The 13057-nt window shown below is 61.3% G+C and carries 10 protein-coding genes; 4 read left to right on the top strand and 6 right to left on the bottom strand.

Going from position 1 to position 13057, the window contains the following annotated elements; all coding sequences use genetic code 11:
• Positions 1–53 precede the first annotated feature (53 nt).
• Positions 54–2576 carry a TonB-dependent receptor gene (locus BM132_RS03555; protein ID WP_092453308.1) on the bottom strand — a complete coding sequence of 841 codons (2523 nt, stop codon included), beginning with the start codon at positions 2574–2576 and terminating at the stop codon, positions 54–56.
• 541 nt (positions 2577–3117) lie between these two features.
• Between BM132_RS03555 and BM132_RS03550 the strand changes: the two genes are divergently transcribed.
• Positions 3118–4029, top strand: a complete 912-nt coding sequence (locus BM132_RS03550; protein ID WP_092397992.1) for a GGDEF domain-containing protein — start codon at positions 3118–3120, stop codon at positions 4027–4029.
• A gap of 9 nt (positions 4030–4038) precedes the next feature.
• A complete protein-coding gene (locus tag BM132_RS03545) occupies positions 4039–5076 on the top strand; it encodes an AraC family transcriptional regulator (RefSeq protein WP_092453306.1) in 1038 nt (345 codons plus the stop codon).
• Positions 5077–5124: 48 nt separating this feature from the next.
• Here the strand turns inward: BM132_RS03545 and BM132_RS03540 are convergent, their stop codons facing one another.
• From BM132_RS03540 to BM132_RS03525, 4 genes are all read right to left on the bottom strand, one after another.
• Positions 5125–5565 carry a CBS domain-containing protein gene (locus BM132_RS03540; RefSeq protein WP_092397988.1) on the bottom strand — a complete coding sequence of 147 codons (441 nt, stop codon included), beginning with the start codon at positions 5563–5565 and terminating at the stop codon, positions 5125–5127.
• Between the two features lie 229 nt (positions 5566–5794).
• On the bottom strand, positions 5795–6181 hold the full coding sequence (nirD, locus tag BM132_RS03535; protein WP_092453304.1) for a nitrite reductase small subunit NirD: 387 nt from the start codon (positions 6179–6181) through the stop codon (positions 5795–5797).
• Positions 6181–8742: a nitrite reductase large subunit NirB gene (gene nirB / locus BM132_RS03530; RefSeq protein WP_092453302.1), complete on the bottom strand. Its 2562-nt coding sequence runs from the start codon at positions 8740–8742 to the stop codon at positions 6181–6183. Before nirB ends, nirD begins: the two co-directional genes overlap by 1 nt.
• Before the next feature lie 513 nt (positions 8743–9255).
• Positions 9256–9885, bottom strand: coding sequence for a TetR/AcrR family transcriptional regulator (locus BM132_RS03525; RefSeq protein ID WP_092397982.1), 630 nt, complete (start codon positions 9883–9885; stop codon positions 9256–9258).
• 86 nt (positions 9886–9971) lie between these two features.
• Between BM132_RS03525 and BM132_RS03520 the strand changes: the two genes are divergently transcribed.
• Positions 9972–10604 (top strand): NAD(P)H-dependent oxidoreductase, encoded by a 633-nt coding sequence (locus BM132_RS03520; protein WP_092453300.1) that lies wholly within the window; start codon positions 9972–9974, stop codon positions 10602–10604.
• A 6-nt stretch (positions 10605–10610) separates the two neighbouring features.
• On the opposite strand, the gene BM132_RS03515 is transcribed toward BM132_RS03520, so the two are convergent.
• On the bottom strand, positions 10611–12173 hold the full coding sequence (locus tag BM132_RS03515; RefSeq protein WP_092453298.1) for a L,D-transpeptidase family protein: 1563 nt from the start codon (positions 12171–12173) through the stop codon (positions 10611–10613).
• 180 nt (positions 12174–12353) lie between these two features.
• Here BM132_RS03515 and BM132_RS03510 point away from each other — a divergent pair, with 180 nt between their 5' ends.
• Complete coding sequence (locus BM132_RS03510; RefSeq protein WP_092453891.1) at positions 12354–13016, top strand: murein L,D-transpeptidase catalytic domain family protein; 663 nt, start codon at positions 12354–12356, stop codon at positions 13014–13016.
• Positions 13017–13057 lie beyond the last annotated feature (41 nt).

Here is a 13057-nt window from a genome sequence, read left to right as displayed (position 1 = left end):
ATCGCGCCCCGGCGGGGATAAATCCCCTCGCCACAAGTGATCGGCGTCGCGATCTAGAAATGGGTGAACGTCAGTCCCAGCTTGTAGGTCGGGCCGTATTCCTCGTATTGGCCGTTGTAAGAGCGGTGGCCGGTGTAGACGAAATACGACTCGTCGGTGAGGTTCTGGGCTTCCAGGCTCACTTGCAGGTTCTTGGTCAGGGAGTAGCGGGCGCTGAAGTCGACAAAGGTCTGGGCGTCAACGTGCAGGTCATGGTCGCGGTCGCTGATGGATGCCAGTTCATACAGATAGGCCGATTTGTAATTGGCCGACAGGCGCAGGCTCAGCTTGTCGTTTTCCCAGCCGAGCATCAGGTTACCCACGGTGTCCGATTGGTTCGGCAGGTCGATGCTGCGCTTGCGCTGTGTACCGCTGGCCTGATCGAACCCTTCGATCTCGGCGTCCGAACGACTGAAGGTGGTGTTGGCCCCGAGCAGCAGTCCGTTCCAGGGGGCTGGCAACCAGTCGAATTTTTGTGAGTAGGCCAGTTCCAGGCCATAGAGCTTGGCGCTGTCGCCGTTTTCGAAGCTGTGGGCCTCGGAGAAGTCGGCCCAGGCGCCTGTGCCGGCCAGATCGGTGTTGTAGACGAAGTTCTTGATGTCCTTGTAGAACACAAAAGCCGAAACAGTGCCGGCCCGGCCCATGAAATGTTCAATGCCCAGGTCCAGGTTGCTCGACTCCAGGGGCTTGAGGTCCGGGTTGCCGAAGGTCGCCTCGTCATCGTCAATGACAAACCCCGGGGCCAGTTGCCCGAAGGTCGGGCGCACCACGGATTTGGTCCAGGCCGCACGCACCTGGGTGTTCTTGTCCAACTGATAGCGCGCGTGCAGGCCCGGCAGCCAGTGGTGATATTTACGCCGGGTCTGGGTGTCGGTGAACACGCCATCGGTAACGCCGCTGCCTTTGGCTTCGAACTCCGTGCCCTCGTAACGCATGCCGGCGATCAAGCGCCAATCGTCGATGTCCACGGTGTTCATCAGGTAAGCGGCGTTGATGTCTTCGCTCATCTGGAAGTCATTGACCCGCGACTCCTGCTCATCAAAGAAGGCGTCGCGGTCCAGACCACCCAACAATTGTTCGATGGCCCCGGCGCTGATGCCTGGACCGTACTGGCCGAGGCGGTAATCCACGTTGCCCTTCTGGAACTGGCCGAGGTTCAACTGCTCGTCAGTGAACCCCAGGTCGTCGAAATCCTCATAGACCCAGGCGTCGAGATCGTTGTCCTTGTCGCGGCGGCTGACTTTGCCGCCGAATTTGACCTGGGAGGCGTAGCCACTGACGTCATAGTCTCTGGCCAGGTCCAGGCGCAGGTTTTTCTCGGTGTCAGTGGTGTTCTGCTGTTCCCAGTCCACCTTGTCCAGGCTGAAGTTGGCCGGATCGTAGAACCCCGAACCGATGATCGGCCGCGGCTTGTCGTTGCCGTAGAAGCCCCCCTCGAAACCGTCGATGCCTTCGAATGTGGCACCGGCAATGTGACCGGGGCTGTCCTCGCTGGACTTGCTGTAGCCGCCCTGGCCGCTGAGGGTCCAGAGACCGAACATGCGTTCCCCGCCCAGTACGTAGGACTGGATCTCCTGGGTTTCTTCGCGCTGTTTGACCTTGCGCTCGCCTTCTGCGGCACCCAGCTCACCGGCCGCTTGCGGGTCCTCGAAAGCCAGGCTGGCAGCATTGCGGGTTTCGCTGTCCTTGTAACGGCTGTAAAGCGTGCGCAGGTAGTAGCTGCTCACATCATCCGGCTTGTAGTCGAAGTTCAGCCCGCCGCCGGCGCGCTCCCGACGGATGTCATAGTCGCGTTGTTCAAATTCTTCGAGCCGTGAGCCTTGCTCGAAATCCCAGGCGCCGCCGGTTTCAACGTTGTCCGAGCCAAAGTCGCGCTTCTGCCAGCTCAGCGCCGCGGCAACGCCGAAGTTATCGATGCCGTCGCCCAGGCTGAAACGGTCGCTGATCGCCCCAGAGAATTTCGGACTGGTCTGCCCGGTATTCTTGTCGTAGCTGGCTTCGCTGCTGCCGGTGTAGAACAAGCCCTTGTGGTCGAAAGCCGAGAGGCTTTTCACGTCAACCGTGCCGCCCAAAGAGTTGGCGTCCATGTCCGGCGTCAGCGTCTTGATCACCGACAGCGACTGCACCAACTCCGAAGGCAGCACGTCCAGGGCAACGGCCCGGCGCTCGCTTTCCGGCGCCGGCACCAGCGTGCCGTTGATGGTCACGCTGTTGAGGTCTGGCCCCAGGCCCCGCACGCTGACAAAGCGCCCTTCGCCCTGATCACGTTCGACGCTGATGCCCGGCAAGCGCTGCACGGCTTCGGCGACGTTTTCATCCGGCAACTGCGCCACGCCGTCGGCATGCACCACGCTCTTGATGCTGTCGGCGCTGCGCTGCTCCTTCAGAGCCTGATCGATGCTGGCCGCCTGGCCGACCACTTCGACATGTTCGGTGGCCGTCTGCTCGGCAGCGCTCAACCGCTCACTGGCAATGGCCATCGCCAACGCGGTGAACGTAAAACCGACGAGCCCGGCAGTGCTGGTGCGGTGATGCATGGTGGTCTCCCCCAGGAATCCAAAAATCCGCCAGGCAACGGCCCGGCAACTGGGAGGGCACGCTAGGGGTGGGGGGTGACGGTTCTGTGACAGCGTTTGGTCGCAGGGGCTCAGACGTGCTGATCCAAGGGGGTTGGCGGACCAGAATGAGCTGAAATGACCTGTCCTTACAGCGGCAAGCTACACCCGTAACACGATACAAAGCTCCTTGTGACGAGGCGCTTTCCCCGATAAGCCGCAAGACCTCTGTAGGCGCTATGTTGGAGCTGTGTAGGAGTTGACGAGTGCAACGAGGCTGCGATCTTTCCCTCGCCCACCTAAATATCCAGCGAAAGATCAAAAGATCGCAGGCTTCGCCAGCTCCTACAGAGTCGAGCGGGAGCAAGCTCCCTCGCCACGGGGCTTGCGAGCAGACCAAGAAAAAATCCCGACAACAGGTGAGCTGATTCGACCTTCCCCAGCCCTTCACCCGCTGTCACCGCACTGTCACATCCATCTGCTGTGCTGAGCCGCACTCCGCTTCTGGCAAAGGATTCCGGCCATGTTCTCCATGCTGCGCCCGCACCGCCTCAAACTCGCCCTGCTTCTGCTGGCGGCCAACCTCGGGCTGATGCTCCACCTGGCCAACGGTGAGCTCAAACCGCTGAGTGAGTGGGTCTGGCTGGATATTCTCGGCGAAGGCGGCTCGGCCTTGCTGGCTCTGGTCTGGCTCGGCCTGGTGCTCAAGAGTCGCCCGGCCGGTCGGGTGACCAACTATCTGGTATGGGGCCTGGGTTGCATCTTTTTTTCCTGGTGGATCGACAGCCTCGACGAGTTTATCCGTCTGCCCGACACCATCACCTGGGACCACTGGCTGGAGTCCGGGCCGATGCCGGTGGGCATGATTCTGCTGACCCTCGGCATCTATCACTGGCACCGGGAGCAACTGGCGATCAACGGGCAAATGGAAAAGCGTGAACGGTTGTTCCGCGAGCACCGCCTGTTCGACAAACTCACGCCGCTGGGAGGCGCGGACTTTTTCAAACATGAACTGACGAGCAGCCTGGAGGACAGCCGGCGCCGCCAGCAGCCTTTGTCCTTGTTGGCTCTGGACCTGGACAACTTCACCGCCATCAATCAGCGTTTCGGTCACGGTGAGGGCGATGCGGTGCTGCAAGCGGTCAGTCAATTGCTGGTGCTGAACCTGCGCCGTCAGGATCTGCTTTGCCGCCTGGCCGGTGATCGCTTTGTGGTCCTGTTGCCCGACACCGGCGAGCGCCAGGCCCGGCATCTGGCCGCCGAGCTTGCCCACGCCGTTTGCAGCCTGGCCCACAAGACCCGGCAACACGGCGAGCGCTTGCAACTGACGGCCAGTACCGCCGTGGTGATGGCATTCGACGAGTCGCCGGAAGCCTTGCTCAAACGCCTCAACCTGACGCTGGCCCGATCCCGTTCCACATTGAAAAGCGCCTGAGGCCGGTCCATGACGCTCAAGACCTGCTGGTATGAAACCGATAGCCGCTTCATTCCGGGGCACTATCAGCCTGCGGCGCTGATCGATCTGGCACTGTCGCGTGACATCGACAGCCACCGCCTGCTGCGTGGCACGGGGCTGTTTCACGACGATATCCTCGCCGGCCAGAGCCGCATCAGCCCGCAACAGTTTCTGGGCCTGATCGACAACAGCCGACGCCTGCTCGATGCCAGTGACAGCAGTTTTCTGTTCGGCCAGCGGCTGCTACCAGGGCATTACGGACCGGCCAGTCATGCCTTGCGCCACGCGCAGAATCTGCATCAGGCCCTGGAAACCCTGATCGACCAACAAGCCCTGCTCAGTCCCCTGGCCGCACCGCGCCTGTTATTGGACGAGCACTACGCCTACGTCCATTGGCTGGACAGTTGCGGTGCCGCTGAACAATGGCGCTTCATACTGGAAGCAAGCATGACGTCGATGGTTGCCATGAGTGCATGGCTGAGCGGCGAACGTCTGCCCTGGCAATGCAGCTTTCGCCATGAAGAGCCGCGTTACGTCGAACAGTACTGGGTGCACCTGGGTGAACAGACGCAATTCAATCGTCCGCTGGACCTGATGCGCCTGCCTCGCCACTGTCTGGCTCAGCCCTGGCCTAACATCTCGGCCACCGTCGGCCAGGTGGCACGGATCGAGTCCCGGGACCAGCTCGAGCAATTGGGTTTCGCCGCCAGCTTTCTGGACTGCGTCTATGACTACCTGCACAGCCATGTGCAGCAGACGCCCAGCCTGGAACAGACCGCCCAGGCTTTCGCCATGAGCCCGGCGACCCTCAAGCGCAAACTGCACAAGCACCATACCGGGTTCCAGCAACAGGTCGACCGGGTGCACACCCATGTGGCGTTGTACTTGTATCAGGTCAAGGGGTTCAGCAACGAGGAAGTGGCGCAGTACCTGAACTTCAACGACACGGCGAACTTTCGCCGCTCGTTCAAGCGCTGGACCGGCAGTACGCCGAATCTGATCCGGCAATTGCTGATGTTGGGGTGAGGGAATTTAGCGGAACTTCGCACCACCACAAATAAATTCCCTGTGGGCTCAGTGCCCGCGAATGTAGTGTTCCAACTGCCGGATCAAATCCGCCTGCTCGACAATGGCCTCTTTCACCAGATCGCCAATGGACAACAACCCCATCAACTGGCCGTTATCCAGCACCGGCAAGTGCCGCAGGTGGCTATCGGTCATGACTTCCATGCAGCGGTCGATGCTCTGCTGGCTATCGGCGGTGACCACGGGGGCACTCATGACCGTGCGTACCGAAGTGCCCACCGAGGAGCGTCCCTGCAACACCATCTTGCGCGCATAGTCGCGCTCGCTGAACACGCCAACCACCTGACCGTCTTCGATCACCGGCAACGCGCCGACATTTTTCTCGGCCATGATCTGCAGCGCTTCGAGCACGGTCTGCTCCGGCGCGATGCTGTGAACCTGCTGGTGCTGCACACTCTTGAGTCTTACCAGTTGAGCGGCTGTTTTCATTGTTGATCCTCAACTTCAGTTAAAGGCAAGCCAACCAAACAAGATGATCTGCGCTAGGCGCACCCCCTGTGGCGAGGGGATTTATCCCCGTTGGGCTGCTACGCAGCCCCAAGAACAGCGCATCCGATCTATCAGTGATACCGAGTTGGCAGGTTTAAGGGCTGCTGCGCAGCCCAACGGGGATAAATCCCCTCGCCACAACAGCAGTGTTGCTGCGGCCAGGTGCGAATCAGTCTTCGCCAATCTCCACCACATCACCATTCAGGCGCACCGGCCACACCCGCAGACGCTGCTCCGGGTACTCCAGGCAGTGGCCGTCTTCCAGGCGGAAATGCTGTTTGTACAAGGGCGATGCGATCACCAGTTCGCCCTTGATGCAGCCCAACAGCCCACGACCGATCACGTTCGCCCCGGACTTGGGGTCGCGGTTGTCGATGGCGTACAACGGCTTGTCCTGTTGTTCGGGCAGGTACAACAGCGCCACCTGGCTGCCGTCGTGCCAGGCGACCACGCCGGAGTTGGGCACCAGATCCTCACGGCTGCACAGGGCACGCCATTGCACAGGGCTTGGGGCCGCGTCGCGGGTGGGGATACGAACAACGTTTGACTGGCTCATCAGAGCACCTCCTCGGTAACGGGAATCAGGTGAAGCTCGTGGGCATGAACCGGCCGGCGCTGGCCGCGTTCCCTGACGAAATGAACATCCGGATCGCCGCGACCGTCGTTGACGAAGGTGCGGAAGCGCTTGAGTTTGTCCGGGTCTTTGAGGGCGTTGGCCCACTCACATTCATAACGATCGACCACCAATTGCATCTGGGCTTCGAGTTCGGCCCCCAGGCCCAGGCTGTCGTCGATGATCACGTCCTTGAGGTAGTCCAGGCCGCCTTCCAGGCTTTCGCGCCAGACCGACGTGCGTTGCAACTTGTCGGCGGTGCGGATGTAGAACATCAGGAAGCGGTCGATGTAGCGAATCAGGGTCGCGTCATCCAGGTCGGTGGCGAACAGCTCGGCGTGACGTGGGCGCATGCCGCCGTTACCGGCCACGTAGAGGTTCCAGCCCTTCTCGGTGGCGATCACGCCGACGTCCTTGCTCTGGGCCTCGGCGCACTCGCGGGTGCAGCCGGACACCGCGAACTTGAGCTTGTGGGGCGAACGCAAACCCTTGTAGCGATCTTCAATGGTCAGGGCCATTTGCACGCTGTCCTGCACGCCGTAACGGCACCAGGTGCTGCCCACGCAGGACTTCACCGTACGGGTCGACTTGCCGTAGGCGTGCCCGGTTTCGAAACCCGCTTCGATCAGTTCAGCCCAGATATCCGGCAACTGGTGCAACTGGGCGCCGAACAGGTCGATGCGCTGGCCGCCGGTGATCTTGGTGTAGAGGTCGTATTTTTTGGCGACCACGCCGATGGCGATCAGCTTGTCGGCGGTGATTTCGCCCCCGGCGATGCGTGGCACCACCGAATAGGTGCCGTTTTTCTGCATGTTCGCCATGAAGGTATCGTTGGTGTCCTGCAACGGCACCAGGGACGGGTCCATGATCGGCTGGTTCCAGCACGACGCCAGGATCGAGCCCACCGCCGGTTTGCACAAGTCGCAACCGGTGTGGCCGCGGCCGTGCTTGGCCAGCAGCTCGTCGAAGCTGATGATGCCTTCAACCCGCACCAAGGCATAAAGCTCCTGACGGGTATAGGCGAAGTGTTCGCACAGGCTCTTGTCGACGCTGACGCCGCGAGCGATCAGTTCGTGCTCGAACACCTGCTTGACCAAGGCGGCGCAACCGCCGCAACCGGTGCCGGCCTTGGTATCGCATTTCAGTTGCCCAAGGTCGGTGCAGCCGCTGTCGATGGCCGCACAGATCGAGCCTTTGGTGACGTTGTGGCACGAGCAAATGGTCGCTGCCGCCGGCAGCGCTGCCGGGCCCAACGTGGGTGCGCCTTCGGAACTCGGCAGGATCAGGCCGGCGGCGTCCTTGGGCAAAGCGATGCCGTTCTGCATGTATTGCAGCAGGGTGTCGTAGTAGCTGTTATCGCCCACCAGGACCGCGCCGATCACTCGTTTGCCGTCGGCATCCACCACCAGTCGCCGGTAGCTGGCGCTGGTTTGATCGATGAACTGGAAGCTGCGCGAACCCGGTGTATTGCCGTGGGCGTCGCCGATGGAACCTACGTCCACCCCCAGCAACTTGAGCTTGGTGGACATGTCCGCGCCAGTGAACGGTTCGGCGCTATCACCGCACAGGCAAGCCGCGACGTTGCGAGCCATCTGGTAACCCGGTGCGACCAGGCCGAAAATGCTGCCGTTCCAGGCTGCGCATTCACCGATGGCGTAGATGTCCGGGTCACTGCTCAGGCAATGGTCATCGATCACCACGCCACCGCGCGGGCCGATCTGCAGATCGCACTGGCGAGCGAGGGCATCCTGGGCGCGGATGCCGGCGGAGAACACGATCAGGTCGGTTTCCAGGAAGTCGTCATCGCCGAAATTCATCCGATAACGGTACTGTTCACCAGCGCTGATGGACTGCGTGCCCTTGGACAGATGCACGCCGACGCCCAGCTTCTCGATGCGCGCCTTGAGGGCCAAACCGCCCTGCTCATCCAGTTGTACCGGCATCAATCGCGGGGCGAATTCCACCACATGGGCTTCCAGGCCCAGAGTCTTGAGGGCATTGGCCGCTTCCAGGCCCAGCAGACCACCCCCGACCACCACACCACGACGGGCGTTGCTTGCGGCGGCACGAATGGCGTCCAGGTCTTGCAGGGTGCGATAGACCAGGCAGGAATCGCCTTCGGCGCCCTGGATCGGTGGCACGAACGGGTAAGAGCCGGTAGCGAGGACCAGTTTGTCGTAGCTGATGCGAGCCTGGGCGGTGATCACCTGGCGCGCCTGGCGATCAATTTCCAGCACTGGCACGCCCAAGTGCAGCGTGACGCCGGGGGTCTGGTACAACGAGGCTTGCCCAAGCGCCAGGGACTCGGCGTCACGGCCAGAGAAATACTCCGACAGATGCACGCGATCATAGGCGCGCATCGGTTCTTCGCTGAATACATGCAGGTGGCAATGATTGAGGGCACCGCGCTCGATCAGTTGCTCGACGCAGTGATGGCCGACCATGCCATTGCCGATCACGATCAGTGTTTGCAGCTTGTTCAGGGAAGCGACGTTGGAATTCATAAAAGCACCCGACAAAAGCCCATCACGATTTTGGAAGCAAAAAAAAAGACGCCTGAAACCTTGCGGTTCCAGGCGTCTTTGCCTGTTCTGTGCGGTATCGATCCGGCGACTGCGCCCCGATCTACCGTTATCCCCGGCCTGCTGGCTCTCGATCTTCGTTGACCGACGGGGTTGCCCACTTGAGTGTATTTACAGTGGGCCTGAACAGCCTCTTGCAGCGAGCGTGCCAAGCCTTTGTCTGTCCCTTTGAATTCATAGATCCAACGCTGCTTGCAACCCTTGAAAATCCCTGTGGGAGCGGGCTTGCCCGCGAAAGAGCCCGCCCAATCACCTCATGCTTACAGGCGCTCGCCTGAAGCTTCCATGCGCGGACGATTGCCTTGCCATGGTGCGATCTATCGCCTGCGGCTTCATAAAAGTGCAGTGACTGGGCGGACGCCATCGCGAGCAGGCTCGCTCCCACAGAGGGGCTCGGGCCATCGTGGGAGTGAGCCTGCTCGCGATGGGGGAGGTTCAGGTCGCGCAGATGCGGGCGGTTCTGTCCACCATCGCCACGATGGTCACAAAGAGTTCTTGTTTGGCCTCGTCAGCGCTGACTTCCCCGGTGGCAGCGGCATTGGACAGGGCTTCTGCCGCACCCAGCATCGCCCGCAGACTCGCCTGCGTGAGGGCCCGTGTACCGGCGAACGGTTCCAGGACGGCTCGGCACTTGGCCAGGAAAATCGCCTCATATTCGCGTTTGATGCGCTCCAGTTCTGGCGAACTTGTCAGCGCTGCAATGACCCCCGGGATCTCCCGGCCTTGCAGCAGGACGCATTCGACAAACGAAGAAGCAATCACCTCGGCGCGGCTTTGCAGTGTTGACTCGCTCGCTTCCAGGGCGGCGTCCATGAGCGCTGTCTGTCGGGCATCGAAATCCTGATAGAGCGCCGCCAACAGCCCGGACCGAGTGGTGAAGTGGTCATACACGATGGGTTTGGTGACCCCCGCCTGTTCGGCGAGCCGGGCCAGGGTCAGCGCTTCGCTGCCCTCCTCTCGCACCAGCCGCCAGGCGACATCCAACAGCTGTCGTTGCCGATCCTCGCGAGACAAGCGTCGACGGGGAGCAGCAGAAGATCGCGAATTTTCATCAAGACTTGACATGCTAACTTTACCAACCGTAACTTACCAAAGGTAACTTAACCAAGCATACCTGCTTGATACCGGTCATTGCCATGAGGAGTTTTGCCATGCACGCACTCATCGTTGTCGCTCACCACGATTCCCACTCCCTTACCCACGGCCTCGCCAAAAAAATCGCCCAAGGCCTGACCCAAGCCAATCCCGCCGATACGTTCGAGATCGCCGACCTGGCCGCCGAAGGCTTCGATCCGCGGTTCAGTTTCGCCGACCATGCGGTACACCACCGCGAAGCCTCACCGCCCATGGACGTTTTGGCCGAACAAGCCAGAATCGACCGCGCAGATGCGCTGGTGCTGGTGTATCCCATTTACTGGTGGTCGATGCCAGCCTTGCTCAAGGGGTGGATCGACCGGGTGTTTTCCAACGGCTGGGCGTTCGATTTCAGCCTCGATAAGCCCTTTATCAAAAAATTGCAGCGTTTGCAGGTGCATCTGGTGGCCGTGGGCGGGGCTGATGAAGGTACGTTCCAGCGCCACGGTTATGACCAGGCGATGACCGCGCAAATCGACCACGGTATCTTTGATTACTGCGGCGCCCGGGTGGTCAGTTCCAAGCGTTTGCTCGAATCGGAAACCCTCGAACCGGCACGTCACCTGGACGCTGCCTATGCCATTGGCCGGCAGTTGTTCCAGGTTCGCGACGAGACTGCACCGGTTCAAGCAAGCACCGAGTGCGCCTGACCGCCATCAGAGCACGCTGCCCTTGGCGGCAGAGAGGACCTGATCACGCTTGTAGATATCCGGGATGTACACTGCCTGCCCCTGGTTGTCGGCTTGCACTGTCCAGTAGCCCAACAGAATCGGCACCGGCCTGGCCAGCCTGAACTCATGAGTCAGCCCGCTGGCCAGCAGCGTGTCGGTGCGCAGACGTTCAGCCGGGCTCACCAGCCAGTCGCGCAACTGCATGGCCTGTTCGACTCGCACGCACCCCGAACTGAACGCCCGCGGTTCCTTGCTGAACAGGGACTGGCTGGGCGTGTCATGCAGGTACACGGAAAACGGGTTGGGAAAGCGGATCGCCATTTTACCCAGTGGGTTTTGTGGACCGGGGTCCTGGCGCAGCATGAGGCCGCCGGGATGCTCCCAATCGATGTCCTGGGCCAGTAACGGCAAGCCATCGCGATCGATCACCCTCAAGTTGTGTCGACTCAAGAACTCGGGGTCGCGACGAATCTCAGGCAGTTTGTCTTCGCGCATGATGGTCGGGGGGATGGTCCAGGTCGGGTTGAGGGTCAGTCGTGTCACCCGGGACTTGAGCAGGGGTGTTTCCCGGTCCGCGCGGCCCACTTGGGTGCGGGTTTGCCAGACCGGTGCGCCGTCCTGGTAGACCGTCAACCGGGCCGCCGCCACATTGACCAGTACGCTGTCCGCCTCCAGGTCCCGAGCCAGCCAGCGCATGCGTTCCAGATTGACGCGCAACTGCTCGCGCCGCATGAACGGGCTGATGTTCAGCTCCGTCACCGTCCATGGCCCCACTACCCCATCGGCTTGCAGCGAATGATGAAGCTGGAAGCTTTTCATCGCCGCCACCAGGTCGGGGTTGTAGTGATCGTCGATGATCACCGGGGGTGCGCTGAAATAGCCTTCGCTGAACAATCGCTGGGCCAGGGCCGGCACGCGGGCGTCGCGCTTGTCCGGGTGCAACAACGGGCCGCCAGGCACCGGTTGCCATTCGGGCAAGGGTAGTTGCCGTTGCCGGGCGTAAAGTTCACGCAAGTTGCGATACAGCGCCAGGCGCGGTCGGGCCTGTTCAAAAGCGTCATTCAGGTCCTGTAGCCCCAGCCCGGCGATGGCCAACACTGCGGCCTGGCGATCCTGCGGCAGCGGGTCGGCCTTCCAAACCGGCTCCAGGCGCTCCTGAGGCAGGTAGCCGAAACGTAGCTCATACAGCGCTTGCAAGTAGCGCTGACTGATGGCGATGTCTACACAATGGGCGTTTTGGGCGGTTTCTTCTGCGGGCAAGCTGTAGCGTGCCGGGTCCAGTCCGTCGTCGGCCAGTTGCTGCAACTGTACCTGCAACGCCATCCGCCGCTCATCGTCCGACCAGACGTCCTGGCCTGCGTTTTGCTCGTAGAACGCCTGCAAACTCATCATCGTCGGAAAGTCGACGCCTGCGGCCAGTTCGGGACAGTTGACGGATAGCTGGGCCAAGGTGGTTTGCACCAGGGCCGGATCGCTTTGCTCGGCTGTAGCGACCAATGGCGCAGTGAGCAATAAAAGGCTCAGGTAACATGCGGACTTTTTGAACAACTGCTTTACTCCAATCCATGGCCGTCCCGTTGACGGTCAACTTTGCGACAGGTACGACCCGCCATCATGCAAACAAACCAAATCGGACGGGATGCCGCAAACGAACACCACCGTGGGAATTTTCCATCTTCAGCCAGCCTCTTGCGCCGACTCTGCCTGGTCATCACCGGCCTTGGCGTCATGTGCGGCCCGGCGCTGGCCGACAAAGGAAATTCTCAGCCGCTTTACAACAGCCTCACCCACGCAGCGCCGGAACTCAATCCCCAGGCGCTTAAAAGTGCCTTGAGCGCCATGCAATGCGCTGTCGCCAACGGCGCTCGCCCCGCCCGTCACCTGGCGGTCATCGACTACTCGCAACCCTCCACGGCCCGGCGCCTGTGGATCTTCGACCTGCGCCAGAAGAAGCTGGTATTGCGCGACCTGGTGGCCCACGGGCAAAAATCCGGGGAAAACTTCGCCACACAGTTCTCCAATCGTCTGGGCAGTTTCCAGTCGAGCCTGGGGCTGTTTCGCACTCAGGAAAGTTATCAGGGCGCCCATGGATACTCGTTGCGCATGGATGGTCTGGAGCCGGGCTTCAATGACCTGGCCCGCGATCGCGCGATCGTGATCCACGCCGCCGATTATGTGAACCCGCTGTGGAGCGTGCGTCAGGGGCGCATTGGCCGCAGCCTGGGCTGCCCAGCCGTCCGCCCGCAGGTGGCGCGCAAGGTGATCGACAAACTTAAAGACGGGCAATTCATGTTTTCCTGGTACCCGGACCCGAGCTGGCTCAAGCGCTCGGCCTACCTCAACTGTCAACCGCAACAGGTTGCCAGTATTCTTGCGACCAGTGATGGCTAGGCCGCGCGCTTGTGGCGAGGGCGTTTGCTCCCTCGCCACAA

This window comes from Pseudomonas sp. NFACC45 (assembly GCF_900113505.1).
GTDB classification, from domain to species: Bacteria; Pseudomonadota; Gammaproteobacteria; order Pseudomonadales; family Pseudomonadaceae; genus Aquipseudomonas; species Aquipseudomonas tehranensis.
The sequence above is the reverse complement of the archived record's forward strand: the minus strand, read 5'-3'. Positions and strand labels throughout refer to the sequence as shown.